The organism is Bacillus sp. 7894-2, from assembly GCF_002272225.1.
Taxonomy (GTDB): Bacteria; Bacillota; Bacilli; order Bacillales; family Cytobacillaceae; genus Cytobacillus.
This window is the reverse complement of sequence record NZ_NPDG01000158.1, coordinates 14084-32337: the sequence shown is the minus strand read 5'-3', so window position 1 is coordinate 32337 and position 18254 is coordinate 14084. Positions and strand designations below refer to the sequence as shown.

The 18254-nt window shown below is 42.2% G+C and carries 20 protein-coding genes; 16 read left to right on the top strand and 4 right to left on the bottom strand.

All coding sequences use genetic code 11. The annotated features are described in order from the left end of the window. Positions 1-42 precede the first annotated feature (42 nt). The 7 genes from CHI10_RS21630 to CHI10_RS21605 all read left to right on the top strand — a co-directional run bounded on the left by CHI10_RS21630 (position 43) and on the right by CHI10_RS21605 (position 4420). Positions 43-1203: a pyridoxal-phosphate-dependent aminotransferase family protein gene (locus tag CHI10_RS21630; protein ID WP_095246207.1), complete on the top strand. Its 1161-nt coding sequence runs from the start codon at positions 43-45 to the stop codon at positions 1201-1203. A 14-nt stretch (positions 1204-1217) separates the two neighbouring features. Further along, positions 1218-1691 (top strand): GyrI-like domain-containing protein, encoded by a 474-nt coding sequence (locus CHI10_RS21625; RefSeq protein WP_095246206.1) that lies wholly within the window; start codon positions 1218-1220, stop codon positions 1689-1691. Between the two features lie 61 nt (positions 1692-1752). Continuing rightward, positions 1753-2274 carry a DinB family protein gene (locus CHI10_RS21620; RefSeq protein WP_095246205.1) on the top strand — a complete coding sequence of 174 codons (522 nt, stop codon included), beginning with the start codon at positions 1753-1755 and terminating at the stop codon, positions 2272-2274. Positions 2275-2361: 87 nt separating this feature from the next. Next, on the top strand, positions 2362-2517 hold the full coding sequence (locus CHI10_RS22525) for a glycine zipper domain-containing protein (RefSeq protein WP_179289099.1): 156 nt from the start codon (positions 2362-2364) through the stop codon (positions 2515-2517). A gap of 14 nt (positions 2518-2531) precedes the next feature. Next, the gene (locus CHI10_RS21615; protein ID WP_095246204.1) at positions 2532-3191 is read left to right on the top strand and encodes a hypothetical protein; all 660 of its coding nucleotides are present in this window, start codon (positions 2532-2534) and stop codon (positions 3189-3191) included. Positions 3192-3204: 13 nt separating this feature from the next. Continuing rightward, the gene (locus tag CHI10_RS21610; protein WP_095246203.1) at positions 3205-3684 is read left to right on the top strand and encodes a GNAT family N-acetyltransferase; all 480 of its coding nucleotides are present in this window, start codon (positions 3205-3207) and stop codon (positions 3682-3684) included. After that, on the top strand, positions 3674-4420 hold the full coding sequence (locus tag CHI10_RS21605; RefSeq protein ID WP_095246202.1) for a class I SAM-dependent methyltransferase: 747 nt from the start codon (positions 3674-3676) through the stop codon (positions 4418-4420). Before CHI10_RS21610 ends, CHI10_RS21605 begins: the two co-directional genes overlap by 11 nt. A gap of 44 nt (positions 4421-4464) precedes the next feature. On the opposite strand, the gene CHI10_RS22520 is transcribed toward CHI10_RS21605, so the two are convergent. Further along, positions 4465-4605, bottom strand: a complete 141-nt coding sequence (locus CHI10_RS22520) for a hypothetical protein (RefSeq protein ID WP_175609156.1) — start codon at positions 4603-4605, stop codon at positions 4465-4467. Between the two features lie 155 nt (positions 4606-4760). Here CHI10_RS22520 and CHI10_RS21600 point away from each other — a divergent pair, with 155 nt between their 5' ends. The 7 genes from CHI10_RS21600 (at position 4761) to CHI10_RS21565 (ending at position 12945) form a co-directional block, all read left to right on the top strand. Beyond that, positions 4761-5237 carry a histidine phosphatase family protein gene (locus CHI10_RS21600; RefSeq protein ID WP_286137549.1) on the top strand — a complete coding sequence of 159 codons (477 nt, stop codon included), beginning with the start codon at positions 4761-4763 and terminating at the stop codon, positions 5235-5237. Positions 5238-5252: 15 nt separating this feature from the next. Beyond that, positions 5253-6278 carry a DUF2332 domain-containing protein gene (locus CHI10_RS21595; RefSeq protein WP_095246200.1) on the top strand — a complete coding sequence of 342 codons (1026 nt, stop codon included), beginning with the start codon at positions 5253-5255 and terminating at the stop codon, positions 6276-6278. A gap of 134 nt (positions 6279-6412) precedes the next feature. After that, positions 6413-7363 (top strand): oxygen-dependent tRNA uridine(34) hydroxylase TrhO, encoded by a 951-nt coding sequence (gene trhO / locus CHI10_RS21590; RefSeq protein WP_095246199.1) that lies wholly within the window; start codon positions 6413-6415, stop codon positions 7361-7363. 119 nt (positions 7364-7482) lie between these two features. After that, the gene (locus CHI10_RS21585; RefSeq protein WP_095246198.1) at positions 7483-8103 is read left to right on the top strand and encodes a LysE family translocator; all 621 of its coding nucleotides are present in this window, start codon (positions 7483-7485) and stop codon (positions 8101-8103) included. A gap of 166 nt (positions 8104-8269) precedes the next feature. Next, complete coding sequence (locus tag CHI10_RS21580) at positions 8270-8734, top strand: hypothetical protein (RefSeq protein ID WP_095246197.1); 465 nt, start codon at positions 8270-8272, stop codon at positions 8732-8734. 111 nt (positions 8735-8845) lie between these two features. Continuing rightward, positions 8846-12058, top strand: coding sequence for a DEAD/DEAH box helicase (locus CHI10_RS21575; protein WP_095246196.1), 3213 nt, complete (start codon positions 8846-8848; stop codon positions 12056-12058). Positions 12059-12501: 443 nt separating this feature from the next. Beyond that, positions 12502-12945, top strand: a complete 444-nt coding sequence (locus CHI10_RS21565) for a GyrI-like domain-containing protein (RefSeq protein ID WP_095246194.1) — start codon at positions 12502-12504, stop codon at positions 12943-12945. A gap of 29 nt (positions 12946-12974) precedes the next feature. On the opposite strand, the gene CHI10_RS21560 is transcribed toward CHI10_RS21565, so the two are convergent. Further along, the gene (locus tag CHI10_RS21560) at positions 12975-13601 is read right to left on the bottom strand and encodes a metal-dependent hydrolase (RefSeq protein ID WP_095246193.1); all 627 of its coding nucleotides are present in this window, start codon (positions 13599-13601) and stop codon (positions 12975-12977) included. A 171-nt stretch (positions 13602-13772) separates the two neighbouring features. Here CHI10_RS21560 and CHI10_RS21555 point away from each other — a divergent pair, with 171 nt between their 5' ends. Continuing rightward, entirely contained in the window at positions 13773-14939 is a 1167-nt protein-coding gene (locus CHI10_RS21555; protein ID WP_095246192.1) for a TraB/GumN family protein, read from the top strand. Between the two features lie 139 nt (positions 14940-15078). Beyond that, positions 15079-16089, top strand: coding sequence for a DUF3231 family protein (locus CHI10_RS21550; protein WP_095246191.1), 1011 nt, complete (start codon positions 15079-15081; stop codon positions 16087-16089). 56 nt (positions 16090-16145) lie between these two features. Here CHI10_RS21550 and CHI10_RS21545 read toward each other — a convergent pair whose 3' ends face one another. Beyond that, on the bottom strand, positions 16146-17306 hold the full coding sequence (locus CHI10_RS21545) for an ABC transporter permease (protein ID WP_286137546.1): 1161 nt from the start codon (positions 17304-17306) through the stop codon (positions 16146-16148). After that, positions 17266-18195, bottom strand: a complete 930-nt coding sequence (locus CHI10_RS21540) for an ABC transporter ATP-binding protein (protein ID WP_095246190.1) — start codon at positions 18193-18195, stop codon at positions 17266-17268. The genes CHI10_RS21545 and CHI10_RS21540 overlap by 41 nt, the downstream gene beginning before the upstream one ends. Positions 18196-18254 lie beyond the last annotated feature (59 nt).

Sequence of the window (18254 nt, the reverse complement as noted above, 5' to 3'; positions counted from 1 at the left end):
GAAACATTTAGATATCTAAAACCAACCAAAGGAGGCTTTTTCATGCCAAACGAGGAAATGCTTTTGATTCCAGGCCCAACGCCTGTTGTGGATTCGATTTATGAGGCGATGTCACAAGAGACAAGGGGGCATACGGATCCGAGGTTTGCCGCTGTTTATAAGAGTGCGATTGAGAAAACGCGGGAGATGCTGAAGACAGATGGAGAGGTGTTCGTGATCTCCGGCTCCGGTACGATTGCGATGGAAATGGCTCTGGTGAACACGGTGGCAGCAGGAGAACGGCTATTGATTATTAGCCAGGGCTTTTTCGGTGATCGTTTTCTGCATTTAGCCAGGGCGTTCGGAATCCAGGCAGATATTATTCAATCCGAATGGGGTAAGCAGGTGGACCCCGCAGCTGTTGAGGAAAAACTTGCATCTCATTCCTATAAAGCTGTGACGATAACCCATGCTGATACATCAACCGGTGTTGCAGCAGACCTGGATTCCCTGTTGCCTATCATTAAAAAGCATGGGGCACTGGTCATACTGGATGGAGTCTGTGCGACGGCGGCGATGGAGGAGGATATGAGCAAGTCATATGGCGGGGGAAAAATTGATGTCGTTTTAACAGGCTCACAGAAAGCGATCGGTGTGCCGCCAGGACTGGCAATTGTAGCATTTAACCAGACAGCGCTTGCTGCCCGCGAACAAATGGAACGGGTTCCTGCCTACTATTGCGATATTTATAATTGGATTCCCATTATGCATGATCCTCAAAAATACTTTGCCACACCGCCTGTGAATTTGATTTATGCCTATGATGAGGGAATGAGGCTCGTGTTAGCGGAAGGAATGGAACATCGCTATAAGCGCCATGAATCATACGGTAAAGCTGTCCGGGCTGCACTTGCTGAATATGGAATGAAGGCAATTGCAGCCGAAAATGCCGCTGCAGCCACTCTCAGCTGCATTTTATATCCAGAGGGACTGGACGATGCGGAGTTCCGGGCATCTCTTGCGAAGAAAGGTGTTATCGTTGCCGGAGCACTGGCCCACCTTGCCGGAAAAGCATTCCGAATCGGCCATATGGGGAATACGACTGAAGATATGCTTGAACAAGCAGTTATACTGATCGGTGAAACCATGAAAGAACTGGGCATTGAAGCAAATATTCAAAAAGCGGTTGCTAAGTTTAGAGAGCTTTCAATGCCTGTTGCTTAATAAGGAGGGAAAGGATGTCTGATTTAACTTTGCGGGCGGCTGAGACAGAGCTGGGAGAATTAAAACTGATAGGGATCCGAGTCCTATGCCAGCCGGATCAGTATCTGTCTGAAATCCCGCAAGCTATTAAGCTATTATCTGGACGCCTTACAGAAATTAAGGGAGCTGTAAATCCAGATCGGCTTGTTGGTGCTTTTAAAGTGGAGGAAGACTCTCCTGAAGAAGACGGCTATTGGATTGGCATTGAGGTGAAGGAATTTATCAGTGTTCCTGATGGAATGTTCTCATTAGAAATTCCACCGCAAAAATATGCTTCTATCCGGCACAAAGGTCCTAATGATAAGATTGGAAATTCCTATAGTGAATTGCACAGCTGGATTGAAAAAAAGGGATACAAACGGCTGAAAAATAAGTGGCACATAGAAATCCATCATAGCTGGGAAAGTATTGAGGATTTAGATATAGAGCTGCTGGATACGATCTCATAATGTTAAAGACTGCCTACCCGGCAGTCTTTTCCCTGAAAAAAGAAGAATGGAGAATTTACAAATGATAGATTATCGGATTAAACATGTAAAGGGCTATGATGAAAAAATAGGAGAACTTGTGTCAATGCTTGAGCATGCAAGGTCTGTGACGCTTAAAGATGTTGCTGGCTTGACACAGAAGGAGATGGATTTTCTTCCCGATGAAAACAGTAATTCAATAGGATCCCTTCTGAAGCATATCGCTTTTGTGGAGTATGTTCACCAAATCATTACTTTTGAAAATAGAGATCTTAACGATGAAGAATATTCAAAATGGGCCGCTGCGTATGAACTTGGTGAGAAGGCAAGGAATGAAATTAATAACAATCCTCTTGAATTTTACTTGGAGGAATTGTCAGCAATTAGAGAGAAAACGTTAAAACTTTTAGCATACAAACAGGATAGCTGGCTATATGAAGAAGGAAAGTGGAGCAATGGAATCACTTTCAACAACTATTGGTTCTGGTATCACGTTATGGAGGATGAAATCAGCCATCGCGGCCAAATCCGGGTGATAAAAAGACAGCTGTCAGCTCAGAGGTGACAAGATACCCGTCTGCCTTTTTTCCAAAAATATGAAACAAAAGTTCCTTTTGTTCGTATATAAGGAAAACAGTTAAAGGCGGTTTTAATGATGAAAAAAATCAATTGGGATATTTCAGGAAACGTAATTGCTTTTGGATTATCTCTTGGGATTGTGTTTGGTATGCTTTTTGACAATTGGGCTTTGGGCATTGCCCTTGGAGTGGCTTTTGGATTATCTCTTGGGTCCGGGAAGAAAGAGTAAGGGAGGGGGCTGTTTTGATAAAAAATATAAAGCTATTTGTTGTATCAATTGTCTTAATCATTATTTCCATGGCTTTAAACTTTCCTTTTCCGCATGAAAATCCACTAGGTGATACATCAACAACGATTTTAAATATTCCAATCAAATCAGCAGATGGCTTTTATTATGCAGGAGTATTTATTCTCCTTTTACTTGCGCTGGGTATGGTCTTGCTTCATCGTTCACTCGAAAAATATCATTTGCGATCATTTTTTGCAGTTATCATCATCGTTTCCCTTCTGCCTCCTTCTCTGGCAGAGACTTATCAAAAAACGCTGGCAAAAGGCATCAATGCAGTTTCCTATATAAAAGATGAAAGTCAATGTAAGTTTGTAATGATTGGTGAAGATACTTTGAAAGGAAAGTGTGAACTGCCATTTGAAAATTACAGCAATGAAGAAGTGTCTTTTACTATCGGCTTTTATGACAGATATTTATTTGAAGAGGATGTTAAGATGCTTTCACTAATGAACAGCGGAGAACCTGCTAATGTTAAATTGCTCCCTAACGAGGTAAAGGTCGTCCGGATTGAGAAAGAGATCGATGTGTCACAAATCAAAAACCATGTTGAAAATGGAGAATCAGCTTATGTAAGCATCATAATTCAGTCTGGTGAGAAAAACAGGAAATTTTAGAGGGGCTGAGGTAATGACCATAGAGTTAAAACCCGTCACAAGAAACAACTGGGAAGAAGCCATAAAGCTGAAGGTGAAAGAATCGCAGCGTGAATTCGTTCCTTCAGCGGCTGTTTCACTTGCCAAGGTTCATATTAAACCGGATGGGGATGCAGTAGAGTATATTCCATTCTCAATCTATGACAATGATAAAATGGTTGGTTTTATCATGCATGCCTACGAGCCGGATACAATTAATATGTATTGGATTAACGGTTTTTTTATTGATCAGATGTATCAGGGGAGGGGCTATGGCCGTGCAGCATTGGCTCAGATGATCAGCTGGATCAAAACGCAATTTCCAAAATGCGGGGAGATCCGCTTAACGGTTCATAAAGATAATCATCACGCAAAGAAACTTTATAAAAACTTTGGATTTTCCCCCACTGGAGAGATATGGGGAGAGGAAGAGGTATACAATTTTTCGGTAAAGGGAGTTATTTATGATTCATGAAACACTGGAAATTAATAAGAAAAGCTGGGATGAAGCGGCTAAAAGGTTCTATGGGCGCAATCCGCTTCCAGAATATGGACCGCTGGCGCCAACTGAAGATGACCTTCACTTGTTCGGAGATGTACACAGCTTAAAGATGCTGGAGATTGGCTGCGGAAGCGGGCATTCCCTAAAGTATTTGGACCAGCGGGGAGCGGGTGAATTATGGGGCTTGGATTTATCAACCCGGCAAATAGATGCTGCCAAGGAACTTTTGAAAAATTCCTCCTCAAGAGTAAAGCTGTTTGAATCCCCGATGGAACAGAATCCCGGAATCCCTTCTGGTTATTTCGATGCCGTTTTTTCCATTTATGCGATTGGCTGGACCACGAATTTAGAAGAGACGCTGAAAAACGTTCATTCCTACCTTAAATCAGGCGGGATGTTTATTTTCAGCTGGGAACATCCGATGTATAACCGGATTAAGGCTGAAAATGGAGCATTAATTATGGATAAGTCCTATCATGAGGAAGGCTCCTATCAGCATATAGCCTGGAACCAGCCTGCCATTATGCAGCAGTATAAACTAAGTACATATATCAATATATTAATAGAAAACGGGTTTGCGATTGAAAGGGTAATTGAAGATGTCAGCCTTACTGAAGAAGATGTTCAGCGGCATTCCAACCGGTGGTATTCCTATGAAAAAACGAAAGCTATACCCGCTGCTTTTATTATTAAATGCAGAAAGCTATAGCAAAAGACACCCGCATTCATCATGGGGGTGTCCTGTTATTTTGGCTATAGATCAGATTTTGGATTTGTATTAAATGTGCCGTTTTTATTTTCCTTTTCATGTCCGCGCACCTGGTCTCCGCCATTTCCTTTTTCATGCACTTTTTTGCCGCCGAGCTTCACATTTGGATATTCTTGTTCCCGCATGGTCTTCACCTCCATGTTAATTAAATTATCCATAAAGGATAAAAATATATAAATTTTGGGGTTTTAATATGGAAATAACACTTATCAGACATGGCAGGTCCGCGCATATAGAAAATCACCGCATGAGCAGCCGGGAATACAAAAAATGGGTTGAAATGTATGATCTTTTAGGGATACTTGAGGGTGAGATCTGCCCTGCGGATGCAATCGAAAAAGGGGCCACAACATCAATTTTACTCACGAGTGATTTAAGAAGGGCAATCGAATCAGCAAGAACCCTTAACCCTTCAGCAAAGATACAATCAGATCCGTTATTCAGGGAAATGGATTTGCCGGTGCCTGACATGAATTTTCCAGGAGTGAGATTAAGGCCAAATACATGGGCTGTAATATTAAGATTACTTTGGATCTGCGGCTATTCACAGGGCTGTGAATCATACTTTGATGCAAAGAAACGGGCAAAGCAGGCATCTTTAAAGTTAACTTCTTTTGCGAGAGAACATCAGCATGCTGTTCTCATAGGGCACGGATTTTTCAACCTTTATATTGCAAAAGAACTTCAAAAAGCCGGATGGACCGGAATGAGAAGAACAGGTTCAAAGCATTGGAATGCAGTCACTTACATAATATAACGGGGGCGTTGGAGAATGGTAAAACCGAACCTAGCATCGAAGTTCAAGACATTTGGACAATATGAATGCCACAGATCAAGCGATCTATATGAGTTCTTGTCTTACAAGATTGCAGAGGATGAGGAATTGCTGGATTTGGCATCGAATACGAGAGACGGCCAGCCGGTGCCGAATTTATTTTTTGGTGCCATTCATTATCTGCTGTTACAAGGGAAAGAGCATGAACTTAAGGAATTCTATCCAAGTATAGTGGAGGATCCAGGAAACCCGCGGGATTCCTTCCAAAGCTTTAAAGATTTCTGCAGCCTGTATTCACAGGAAATTAAAGAGATAGTACAGACAAGATTAGTTCAGACGAATGAAGTAAGGCGCTGTGCTTACTTATACCCGGTATTTGCTTATATTTACAAGCAATCCAAAAAGCCGCTGGCCCTGATTGAAATTGGAACCAGCGCAGGTCTGCAGCTTCTTTGGGATCAGTACAGCTACTCTTATGGCACAGGAGAAACATACGGGAATCCAAACGCGAACGTTCATTTATCCTCTGAAATCAAGGGGGGGCATGTCCCGATTTTTCCTGAAGAAATGCCTCCGGTTGCTTCCAGAATTGGGGTCGATCTTCATATAAATGATTTGAATATCCGGGAAGATTTTTTGTGGCTGAAATCACTTATCTGGCCAGAACATAAGGAGAGAAGAACTCTATTCGAAAAAGCTGCCCAATGTGTAAGGGGAAATCCAATCACCCTTATAGAAGGAGACGGTGTTGAGCTTTTGCCAGGTTTAATTGAAGGTATACCGGAAGATCATTCAATCTGTGTATTCCACACCCATGTGGCCAATCAAATGCCGCCAGAAGTAAAAGAGAATCTGCTTGCAAAGATAAAAGCAAGCGGACGCATGAGGGATATCTTTCATATTTATAACAATATCCAGGACCGGAATCTGCATCTGGATTATTATTTGCATGCCACAGAATATAAAAAACTGGTCGGCCAAACAGAAGGGCATGGAAAGTGGTTTACTTGGGAAATGAATTAGAATTCATTAATCTTTCGCTCTCCGAAAATTTTGAAACTTGACATCATCTGTTATACTTATCTAGGTAAGTATATATTGTTTTAACCTATTAACAGATATATCTTGCAAATATTAAGTGATAGGTGGAAATACAAATGAGTCAAAAACCGTACAGAGTATTACTTTACTACATGTATGTTCCTATTGAGGACCCTGAGGAGTTCGCAAGGGAGCATAAAGAATTTTGCAATGAGCTTGGCCTGAAGGGGCGTATTCTTGTTGCGAATGAAGGCATAAATGGGACTGTTTCTGGACCAGTGGAACAGACAGACCGCTATATGGAAGTAATGAAGCAGGATCCGCGCTTTGCGGAGATGGTTTTCAAAATAGATGAAGCAGATGGACATGCATTTCCAAAGATGAAGGTTCGTGCACGCCCCGAGATTGTAACACTTCGCCTTGAAGACGATGTGAACCCGAACGAGATTACAGGCAAATACCTGGAGCCAAGAGAGTTCTTCGAAAGACTTCAGGATGAAGACACGATTGTATTGGATGCACGAAATGACTATGAGTATGATCTTGGACACTTCAGAGGAGCGATCAGGCCGGATATTGAAAATTTCCGCGACCTGCCAAACTGGGTCCGTGAAAATAAAGAATTGCTTGGCGATAAAAAGATCATTACGTATTGCACAGGCGGCATCCGCTGTGAAAAGTTCTCAGGCTGGCTTGTAAAAGAAGGCTTTGAAGATGTAGCCCAGCTTCACGGAGGAATTGTCACTTATGGAAAAGACCCTGAGGTACAGGGTCAGCTTTGGGATGGCCAGCTTTATGTGTTCGATGATCGCATTGGCGTTCCGGTTAACCAAAAGGAGCATGTCATCGTAGGTAAGGACTACTTCACAGGCGAGCCTTGTGAACGCTACGTCAACTGTGCAAATCCTGCCTGCAATAAAAAAATCCTTTGCTCTGAAGAAAATGAGCATAAATATATGCGCAGCTGTTCTGATGAATGCCGCACGCATCCACGCAACCGTTATATTGCTGAGCATGGCCTTTCAGAGGCAGAAGTAGAAGCAAGATTAGAAGAAGTAAAAGCATAAAAGCATAAAAGCATAAGATGATTAGAGCAGATTTTCCTTTATGGAAACTGCTCTTTTTTATTGGAAATTTCATGAAAACTGATATAATATTCTTAAAATTTTTATGAGGTGGGTGTGATATGGAGAATTTGCTATTATTTCTGTTTATGTCGTTTCTGCTCGTCATTTTGCCGGGACCCGATACAGGAATCCTAATTCAAAACACGATTTCAAGCGGGAAAAAAAGCGGCATTAAAACGATGTCCGGATCTGTCGCCGGGCTGATGGTCCATACAATGGCTGTCGTTTTTGGCTTATCTGCATTAATTGTAAAGTCTGCATACATTTTTTCTTTTATTAAGTATGCTGGTGCGATATATCTTATTTATTTGGGCATCGTTTCGTTAAAGTCTCTATCGAATAAACAAGAACCGGCTGACATGGAGAGAAAGCATAAGAAGAACAAATCGCATTTTCTTCAAGGCTTTTTCACTTGTGTGTCCAACCCAAAAGTGGCTGTATTCTTTTTAACTTTTTTTCCTCAATTTTTAAGCACGGAAGGGAATCACTTTGTGCAATTTCTTTCCATGGGCTTAATATATAGTCTTATAACAATCATTTGGTTCTTTTTCTATGTATATTTGATTGACTTTTTCAGGGCCTGGCTGAAAAAACCTGCTGTTAATAATGCGATCCAAGGAGTTTCTGGTGCGGTTTTAATGGGCTTTGGCATTAAATTGGCACTTGAGAAACAGCCTTAAGGAAGCGGCTGCTTAACCTCTAAAAAGGTTTAAGCAGTTTTTTTATGGTTTAAGATAGGAACAGCAAGGATATCTGCTTTTAATCACAGTTAGTATGATTAATGTTATCAAATCAAGCATAAAAAAAGCCATTTAAGAGACATTAACAAATAAAAAGGATTTTGCTATGATTGGACTGCTGGTTGCCATCATTCTTTTTAATTTTATTGCCTTTAAAACAAATAAGCGTTTGACGAAAAACCAAATTTTACATATATGGACATTTACCATATTCCTTCAGATGGCCTTTGATGTTATGGTCGAGTTTAAATATTGGGGATATTGGTATTTTGACAAGGAGCCCAATTGGGGAGGGCTCTTGGCGCACATTGCGCTGTTGCCCCCGGTGAATATGATGTTTCTGAACTGGTATCCTTTTAAAGGAGATCTTATTAAACGTTTTTCTTATATCTTTTTTTGGGTAGTGGCCATTTTGCTATATGAAGTAATCACCTTATTGCCGGAGCCCTGGGGGTATTTTCATTATGGCTGGTGGAGATTGTGGCATGCGGCGATCCTTGACCCAATTCTCCTTCTAGTAGTGGTGGTATTTTATAAATGGATTATCCGGCTGGAAGGTGAACTTAAATAATTGATGTTCAAAAGGGGGATATGCTCCCCCTTTTTGTGTTACATAAAAATGAATTCAGGCTGCTGACTATGATACAATTCCGGTATAGATTTTCCCGGAAGGAGAACATTTGTGGATATTAAATTGACTCACAAAATGATAAAAGAAATGTGCGGTACCGTCTCCTTCAAAAGAGGGGACGCCTTTTTCAGGAATGATAAAGTAACGATAAGTAAATACAATGACGGTATATGTGAGGCAACGGTATCTGCTGGTGAAGATTTTTATGTTGAAGTAGAGAAAACTTCAGGTAATGGGTTCAAAACTACATGCAGCTGTCCCAAGCTAGCATCATTTGATAAAGAGTGCCAGCATGCCGCGGCTGTGCTGCTTGCAATTCATGATATGCAGCAATATCAATCGCCAGCCCTATCAGCTGGAAGCCTTGAAGCTTCTCCGGAACACGCCTTAACTGATAGCCTCATGACACTTTTCAGTGAACAGCCGGGAAGGTCAAGCGGGCACCAGCTTCATTTTGAAAACAGGCAAGTGCTCCAGCCCGAGTTTACCTGCCTGCCTGTTCATTTGGGAAAAGGGCATTATTTATTTGCCATTAAAGTTTCCATCGGCTCAATGGCTGTCCTGGATATCCGTCAATTTCTCCATTCAGTTAAAGAGGGAAAACCAAGCCTGTTATCACTTTCTTTTTCCTATGATCCCGCCCTGCATTGTTTCCCGCCGGAAGCGGATGCCGTCCTTCAGCAGCTGATACAGGTAATACACGATGAATCCATCTATATCAACGCGTTAATGGATGATTTTGATTATACAGCATCAAAGCATATGCTTTTAATTCCTCCATCATCATGGGAACGACTGAAGACTGTTTTGGCGTTTGCTGAAAAAGTAAAGCTTGAAATAACGGGAAAAACATTTGATCGAATGACTTTTTCAGAGGATCGGCTGCCATTGCGATTTGAACTGGCCGAAAAAAAAGATCATTGTTATTTACATGTTAAAGGACTGGATCGGCTGCTGATCCTGGATTCGTATAGTTCGGTTCTATCCGGCGGAAAATTCACCACGCTCAAGAAAGATGACTGTAAGCGTCTGTATGATTTAACACAGATGCTTGAGGCTGCCGGAAAAAACACGATTCCGATTGCTGCTGAACAAATGGAGATGTTTTTGGAAAAAGTGGTTCCTGGATTGAGAAAACTGGGGGATTTCCATATTTCTGAAGACATGTCACACAGGTTTATGAAAACTCCTTTGACTGCTAAGCTGTACCTGGACCGTCTGCGTAACCGGCTGCTGGCAGGTATTGAATTTCATTATGAAAGTATCGTGATCAATCCGCTGGAGAGAAGAGAGCCAAAGGGCGGCACCCGGATTATTAGAGATGTGGCACTAGAGGATGAGATCCTTCAGCTTATGGAGGAAAGCTCTTTTGCGAAGACCGATGGCGGCTATTTTCTGCAGAATGAAGAGCTGGAATATGAATTCCTTTATCATGTTGTCCCTAAACTGCAGAAACTGGTGCAAATATATGCGACTACGGCTGTCAGAAACCGGATTTTCAGGGAGAATGCCAAACCGCAGATACGGATAAAAATGAAAAAAGAGCGGACCAATTGGCTGCAATTCAAGTTTGAATTGACCGGCATAGCTGACCAGGAGATACGGGATGTATTAGCTGCACTTGAGGAGAAACGAAAATTCTATCGCCTGAAAAATGGCGCGCTCCTTTCTTTGGAAACACGGGAATTTGAGGAAATCCAGCGTTTTCTGAAAGCTGTGCCCGAGCAGGCAGAGGATCTGGAAAGCGGTTTGAACATGCCGATTGTATCTGGTCTTAAAATGCTGGACGCAGCTGGTGATCAGGAAGTGTTCTGTCATGAGGAATCTTTTAGGACGTTTTTGGCGGAGCTTGAGGATCCATCATGCCTGCAGATTCCTGTGCCAGAAAAACTGGATTCTATTTTAAGGGAATACCAGAAAAGTGGATATAAATGGTTAAAGACAATGGCGCATTATGGATTTGGCGGCGTTTTGGCTGATGATATGGGACTTGGGAAGACACTGCAAAGCATCGCTTTTATTCAGTCTGAGCTTAAGGATATTCGGGAAAGTACCCGCCCTGCCCTTATTGTGTGCCCATCATCCTTAACGTACAACTGGTTAAGCGAACTGACGAAGTTCACTCCGGACATCCAGGCAATTGTCATTGATGGAAATCAAAAAGAACGGGCTGAGCTTCAGATGGATTTATCCGGCGTTGATGTGGTGATTACTTCCTATCCGCTGGTGCTGAAAGATATAAAGTGGTATGAAATGCAGGAATTTCACACAGCCTTTTTCGACGAAGCACAGGTATTTAAAAATCCGGTTACCCAAACAGCGAGAGCAGTAAAGAAAATCAAAGCGAAATATCGGTTTGCATTAACAGGCACACCCGTTGAAAATTCAGCAGAAGAGCTGTGGTCTATTTTTCATGTTGTCTTCCCTGAATTGTTTGGCGGGTTAAAGGATTACGGTAATTTAACAAGGAAGACGATTGCGAGAAGAGTTCGCCCCTTCATGCTCAGGAGGCTGAAAGAAAATGTTCTTTTAGAGCTGCCAGAAAAGATGGAGATGATTGATTCGTCTGAATTGCTGCCTGATCAAAAGAAGCTCTATGCTGCATACCTGGCAAAACTGAGAGAAGATACCTTAAAGCATTTAAATAAAGGCACCATCAGAAAGAACCGCATAAGAATCCTCGCTGGTTTGACGCGGCTTCGACAGATTTGCTGCCACCCTGCTTTGTTTGTGGATGGATATAAAGGGAGTTCAGCAAAGTTTGAACAGCTCAAGGGAATTATAGAGGAATCCAGATTATCTGGCAGACGAGTGCTGATCTTTTCACAGTTCACTAAAATGCTGGACCTTATTGGCAGAGAACTGGCCCTTATGGATTTGCCGTTTTTTTACCTGGATGGACAGACACCGTCTGGGGACCGGGTGGAAATCTGCCGCCAATTTAATGAGGGGGAGCGCGATTTTTTCCTGATTTCATTGAAGGCAGGCGGCACAGGCCTCAATCTGACTGGTGCTGATACGGTCATCTTATATGATTTGTGGTGGAACCCTGCCGTTGAGGAACAGGCAGCCGACCGGGCCCACCGCATCGGACAGAAGAATACTGTTCAGGTAATAAAATTGTTGTCGAGAGGCACCATCGAAGAGAAGATGAATGAACTGCAGGATAAAAAGAAAAACTTGATCGAGGAAATCATCGATTCAAATGAAAGTGCAGCAGGAAGCCTGACGGAAGAGGATATTCGGGAGATCTTGATGATTTAAAAGGTGCAGCATCGGATTTTTAAAAGGTTATGGGTGGCTGCTGAGTAGGAGGCGGCTTGGGTTTGGACTCAAAAAAGGGAGATCATGGTTTTGGAGTCGGAAGTTTGCTTAGGTTCTGACTCAAAATTAGAAAAACCAGGTCTGAGTGTCAGAAGTTGCTCTCGGTTCTGACTCAAAATTAGAAAAACCAGGTCTGAGTGTCAAAAGTTGCTCCAGGTTCCGACTCAAAACCAGAAAAACCAGGTCTCAGAGTCAGAAGTTGCTCCAGGTTCTGACTCAAACCAGAAAAAACTGGTTGCAGAGTCCGAAGATACCCCTTGCCTCAGACTAAAGTTAAAGAGACGCGTCCCGCAAGGCGCGTCTTTTCTCATACAAAAGAATAAAGGAGGATTTTCCCATCTCTTAGAGAATTTCATAGGAATAAAAGTTTAGGGGGATATCTAATGTGCAATGTGGTATCAAAAGAATTCAAAGCAGTTGTCATAAGAAACCGTGGTTTATTTAAGGATTATGCCCATTTGGTGCCTGAAGCAGCTCAGGCTTTTTTAAAGCAGGGCCATCTTGTTCAAAACAGCAGCGGTTTAGAAGTGGCCCTTTATGAACCTAAGAGAGGAGAAGACCACTTAGAGGGTACCTTTTTTACGGGGTATTTAGTTCATGAAAAAGCAGAAATGCTGCCAAATGGGATGGAGTATATAGATGCCGTGCACACTTATGCATCGATTAGAGGAAAGACTGCTGAGATGGGGGATTTGCATAGTCGGCTTAACGGTTGGCTAAGTGAGAACGATCGCCAGCAGTCTATTAACCAATATATTATTGAAGTTTATTATTCAGCTGCAAATGAAGAGGAAGAGGCAGAAGTTTTTATTCCAATCAAAGATTAAACCGCTCAAAAATATGAGCGGCAACTGTCTTAAATCTCTTTCGATGAAAGGGGAAGAAATAGCTTTACCCCTCTCTTATTAAAGGGCAGGATTTTTAAATCGGCAATCAAGTGGCTTATGTAACCGGCAAGACAGGTATAATAGACTCCTTCTATGCCAAGGGACATTTCAAATCTGGAAGAAATGAATGCGAAGAAAATAACCCCCAGCACGGAATGAGTATAACTGCGGTGGGAAACAAAGGAAGCTATCAATATATAAATCCCAAATAATATGAGCCAAAGTTCCTGGAGGGAAAATCCTCCTGCCAGGACGCCAACTCCTGTAATGGTGAGCATATGCTTTTGCCTGATTTTTGATGAGATGGCGGTCATTCCGATTCCGATAGCCATTCCAAGCCATTTCTCTTTCGCGGAGCCCTCATAAAAACTATAAATAATCATTAGGATTCCTATGATTTGGGCCACCGTCTGAACGACTTCATGTGATAGAGTAAGACGGTCGCGGAGTTTTCCATCAATGTCGAGATCAGGGATTAATCCTGAAACACTCCCGAGGCCGACTAATAAAAGGGTTGCAGAGGGGCTGGCATGAACAGTGTTCGCAACCACATATCCTGCTGCTGCTCCAATTGCTGCATGGGCGGTACCATTCAAAATTATTTCCACCTTTATGTGATATTTGCATTTTTTTCATGCATTCTTTTATTATATCAAAACATCTGTTCTGTTTGGCGGTTAATAAATTAAAATCTCCCGGCAGTTCATGGTATAATGTGGACAAAGCTAAAGCATACATAATCGAATTTGTATCTAAGGAAGGTATTTATGTCAGAGGAAAACATAACGAGGATTCATTTAGACGGCAAGGAATACATACTGATTGGAACAGCACATGTGTCAAAGCACAGTGCAGAACAGGTGAAGGAAGTCATTGAGGCTGAACAGCCTGACTCTGTTTGTGTGGAATTGGATGAACAGAGGTATCAGTCGATTACAGAAGGTAGTAAGTGGAAGGAAATGGATATCATTCAGGTGATTAAGGAAAAGAAGGCGTCATTGCTTTTAATGAACCTGGCGATTTCATCCTTTCAAAATCGTATGGCCGATCAGTTTGGCATAAAGGCTGGCCAGGAAATGATCCAGGGTATTGAGTCAGCCAAGGAAACAGGGGCAAATCTCGTTCTCGCTGACCGCAATATCCAGATTACCTTTGCAAGGATATGGGGCAACCTTGGATTAAAAGGAAAATCACTGCTTCTCAGTCAGGTAATAGCAAGCATTTTCAGCAAAGATACCATAACTGAAGAAGAACTTGAGAAAATGAAGAATCAGGATACAATAAATGCGATTCTAAATGAATTTACTGATAGTTTTCCGCGACTGAAGAAACCACTCATTGACGAGCGGGATCAATACCTGGCACAGAAAATTAAAGATGCGCCAGGAGAAAAAATTGTTGCGGTGCTGGGGGCGGCCCATGTACCGGGAATCAAAGAAGAAATCAAAAAAGAGCAGAATATGGCCAAATTGAATGAGCGCCCGCCGAAATCCAATGTTCCAAAAATCATTGGCTGGAGTATTCCGGTATTCATTTTAGCCATCATCGCCTATACCTTCTTCGCAAATCCATCTGCGGGTCTTGCGCAGACGATCAGCTGGATAATCTGGAATGGGTCCTTGTCAGCACTTGGAGCTGCTATTGCAATGGGGCATCCGCTAACGATTCTGACTGCATTTGTTGCAGCACCGATCACTTCGCTGAATCCCCTTCTTGCAGCAGGCTGGTTTGCCGGACTGACACAAGCATATATGAGACGCCCCAACGTCAGAGATTTTGAGACCTTAACTGAAGATGTATTCAGTGTTAAGGGATTTTGGAGAAACAAAGTGAGCAGAATATTACTGATTGTTGTTCTATCCAATCTGGGCAGCTCACTGGGAACCTTTATTGGGGGAGCCGATGTAATCAGAGTGTTTTTTGAAAATTTATAATTGACTAGTTTAAGGTGAAGCCCAGGTGGTTTCACCTTTTTTGATATTTATACCGTACTTAATATAATGCTGGAAATTTTTTAATAAATTTGCGAATTGCAGGGAACCATATACTAGACAAAATGCAGGAGGGAAAGATATGCCTGGCGGAAATAAACAAGACAAGCTTACTGCAGCTGAACACGCAACCCTTTGGTCGCAATATGTAAATGATAGTCTTTCTGTTTGTATTTCGCGGTATTTTTTAAACCATGTAAATGACAAAAAAATCCGCAAAGTACTTGAATTTGCCCTTAAATTATCTGAAAGCCACATAGAAAAGATTGAAGGGTTTTTATCCAGAGAGAATCAGCCAATCCCTGTTGGGTTTACTGACAAAGATGTTCATGTGGATGCTCCGTTATTATTTACTGATATTTTTATGGGGGTATATATCCATATTATGTCTATACATGGGGGTACCCGATATGCAGGTGCAATAGGCAATTCCACCCGGCAAGACATCAGAAAGTATATGAAGCAGGTGATTGGTGAATCACTTGAATTATTTGATCGCACTTCAGATGTGTTAATTGAAAAAGGCGTGATCGTCAAACCGCCAATATTGAATAACCAGCATGAAATTGACTTTATAGAGAAACAGAGTTACTTAACAGGCTGGTTCGGAAAGCGGAGACCAATAAATTCGATTGAAATAAGCGGAATTTACGTAAATATGCAGAAAATGATGATGAAGGTTGTTCTAGAACTTGGTTTTGGACAAGTTGCTCAATCCAGGGAAGTTCAAAAATATATGGAAAGAAGCAGGCTGATTTGCCGCAAACATCTTGAAATTTTGTCTGATCTTTTAAAACAGTCGAATTTGAATATACCCAGGACATTTGAAGCAGAAGTAACGGATTCAACCATTCCTCCATTTTCTGATAAACTTATGATGTATCATATTTCAACACTTCTATCAGCCTCTATTGGATTTTATGGGGAAGCGATGTCAATGACGCAGCGAAGGGATATTGCAGCACTATATGCAAAAATGATTGCCGAAGTTGGAATTCTGGCAGAAGACGGAATGAATATTATGATAGACCACGGCTGGTTTGAAAAGCCGCCTATGGCTACTGACCATGAAGATCTGTCAAAGAAAAAGTGAGGATAAGTAGTACTAAATTGAGGTCCAGCCACCTGTTCCAGGCAGCCGGGCCTTTTTTATCTGTCTGCAGCAATTGCCTTCCTTTTATAAAGCACCGACCCCAATAGAAATGTAACCGCACCCCAAATCACCATCACGGCAATTCCTGCCCAAAGTGACGCCGTAGCTATGCCCGTTTCATACACCATGCTTTCCCTTAATCCATCAGCAAAATAGGTGAGCGGCAGAACAGCCGAAATCGGTTGAATCCATTCAGGCATCGTTTCAATAGGGAAAAACACTCCGCTTAAAAACATCATGAGAAAGCTGCAGATATTGGCTACGCCCATATAAGCCTCGGTCGTTTTGCTGAAGGAGGAGAAGAAGTAGCCAAGAGCATTAAAGGATAGAGCGCCGATCAAAAAGACTATAATCAGTGTAAAAGGGTTTATATAAAGATTGGCACCGAACACAAGCACTCCTATTAATGAGAGCAGGATAATCTGCACAATGCTGAACAAAAGTCTCATAACCATATCGCTTAACCCGAATATGCCCATATTGGCCGGCGTCATGCGCAGTCTCTTGATTAATCCCTTTCTGCGCATTTCCACCAGGTCCACCATGCCAAACATGCCGCCCTGGGCAATGGATAAAGCAATCATTCCGGTTAAAAGGAAATCTGTATAATCCAGTTCATTGGTGCCTGATGTAATCGATTCATATTGCAGATCATATTTAGGAGAGGCACCTGCAGCCAGTAAATTAGCCTGCTGCACAAACTTATCCAGAATGCCGGAAACAGCCTGGGCTGCTGCACCCTGTTCATTTTCTTTATTGACAACAAGAAACACAGAGGATGCTTCCGCTGACTCGGGCAGGATAATGGCGGCATCCACTTCCTGATCTTTTACCCATTCCTCCGCTTTATCCCTCGTAACAGGGTTACCTGATTTCACCTCAAAAACAGGAAGCTCACTGATCTGAGATATCATCATCTCGGAAGCCGGATTCGGGCTTGGATCGACTAAAGCAACCTCTGTTTTAAACTCTTCATCTGAATTTTCGCTGAAAATGACCATAAAGATGACCATTAAAATAACAGGGAAAAAGATGCCCCAGAACCATGCCTGCTTTTCACGAAGAGTTAATTTCAGCTGCGCCAGAAACATCATTTTAAATTGATTAAATTTAATGTTAATCCCTCCATTCTTTGCCGGTAAATGCAATAAACACATCTTCCAGGCTCATTTCCCGTATGGAGACCTGTTCCACTCCGTATGAGTTTTCTTTAGTAAATTTAAATAAGTCCAAAAGGGTTTCTTCCGGCTTTGATGCCCATATTTTCAGAGCGGCACCTTCCCGTTCTGTCTTGGAAACGGATGCGAGCTCCTTTGAAAAACCGTCAGCGTCCTCAGCCGCCTTTTCTCCATCAAGAAAGCTCAGTCTTATTTCCCTCTCATCTGTCAGCTTTTCAATGAGTGCGGAAGGGGTGTCAAGTGTAATCACATTCCCCTGGTCCACAATGCATACCCGGTCACTCAGCTTTTCCGCTTCTTCCATGTAATGTGTCGTTAAAATGGTTGTTTTGCCTAATTCTTTTAGGTGGAGAATAATATCCCAAATATTTCTTCGCGCCTGAGGATCGAGTCCTGTAGTCGGTTCATCGAGAAAAATAATTTCCGGGTCGCTAATCAGGGCCAGCCCAATGGCTAGCCTTTGTCTCTGGCCGCCTGAAAGTTTTTTTACGTGATTTTTGCGGTGCTCCGTCAGGTTAACAATCTCAAGAATCTCTTCTGCTGGCCGGGCATGGTCGTAAAAGGAAGCAAAAAGGTTAAGGTTTTCTTCTGGTGTCAGCAAATCAAACATAGCGCTTGACTGAGGCTGAACACCAATCTTCTTTTTTATCGAAATGGCATGCTTATTCCATGCGAGATCACCAAAATAAATAACGCCATTGTCAGGTGACACAAGGCCTTCAATCATTTCCAGTGTCGTCGTCTTACCAGCTCCGTTAGGTCCTATTATCGTGAAGACTTCACCGGCATGAACCGAGAAACTGATATCCTGGACAGCCTGAATGGAACCAAAGGATTTTTGTAGATTCCTTACCTCTAAAACAGTCATTCATTTTCCCCGCTTTCATGACAAGTTGGATGTTGGTATCCTGCAAAATTCCTAACCTT

What these genes read in the sequence shown, in the direction of transcription:
- CHI10_RS21630 (WP_095246207.1), top strand. Translation starts at nt 43, where the DNA reads ATGCCAAACGAGGAAATGCTTTTGATTCCAGGCCCAACGCCTGTTGTG.
- CHI10_RS21625 (WP_095246206.1), top strand. Translation starts at nt 1,218, where the DNA reads ATGTCTGATTTAACTTTGCGGGCGGCTGAGACAGAGCTGGGAGAATTA.
- CHI10_RS21620 (WP_095246205.1), top strand. Translation starts at nt 1,753, where the DNA reads ATGATAGATTATCGGATTAAACATGTAAAGGGCTATGATGAAAAAATA.
- CHI10_RS22525 (WP_179289099.1), top strand. Translation starts at nt 2,362, where the DNA reads ATGATGAAAAAAATCAATTGGGATATTTCAGGAAACGTAATTGCTTTT.
- CHI10_RS21610 (WP_095246203.1), top strand. Translation starts at nt 3,205, where the DNA reads ATGACCATAGAGTTAAAACCCGTCACAAGAAACAACTGGGAAGAAGCC.
- CHI10_RS21605 (WP_095246202.1), top strand. Translation starts at nt 3,674, where the DNA reads ATGATTCATGAAACACTGGAAATTAATAAGAAAAGCTGGGATGAAGCG.
- CHI10_RS22520 (WP_175609156.1), bottom strand. Translation starts at nt 4,605, where the DNA reads ATGCGGGAACAAGAATATCCAAATGTGAAGCTCGGCGGCAAAAAAGTG.
- CHI10_RS21600 (WP_286137549.1), top strand. Translation starts at nt 4,761, where the DNA reads ATGTATGATCTTTTAGGGATACTTGAGGGTGAGATCTGCCCTGCGGAT.
- CHI10_RS21595 (WP_095246200.1), top strand. Translation starts at nt 5,253, where the DNA reads ATGGTAAAACCGAACCTAGCATCGAAGTTCAAGACATTTGGACAATAT.
- trhO (WP_095246199.1), top strand. Translation starts at nt 6,413, where the DNA reads ATGAGTCAAAAACCGTACAGAGTATTACTTTACTACATGTATGTTCCT.
- CHI10_RS21585 (WP_095246198.1), top strand. Translation starts at nt 7,483, where the DNA reads ATGGAGAATTTGCTATTATTTCTGTTTATGTCGTTTCTGCTCGTCATT.
- CHI10_RS21580 (WP_095246197.1), top strand. Translation starts at nt 8,270, where the DNA reads ATGATTGGACTGCTGGTTGCCATCATTCTTTTTAATTTTATTGCCTTT.
- CHI10_RS21565 (WP_095246194.1), top strand. Translation starts at nt 12,502, where the DNA reads ATGTGCAATGTGGTATCAAAAGAATTCAAAGCAGTTGTCATAAGAAAC.
- CHI10_RS21555 (WP_095246192.1), top strand. Translation starts at nt 13,773, where the DNA reads ATGTCAGAGGAAAACATAACGAGGATTCATTTAGACGGCAAGGAATAC.
- CHI10_RS21550 (WP_095246191.1), top strand. Translation starts at nt 15,079, where the DNA reads ATGCCTGGCGGAAATAAACAAGACAAGCTTACTGCAGCTGAACACGCA.
- CHI10_RS21545 (WP_286137546.1), bottom strand. Translation starts at nt 17,306, where the DNA reads ATGTGTTTATTGCATTTACCGGCAAAGAATGGAGGGATTAACATTAAA.
- CHI10_RS21540 (WP_095246190.1), bottom strand. Translation starts at nt 18,195, where the DNA reads ATGACTGTTTTAGAGGTAAGGAATCTACAAAAATCCTTTGGTTCCATT.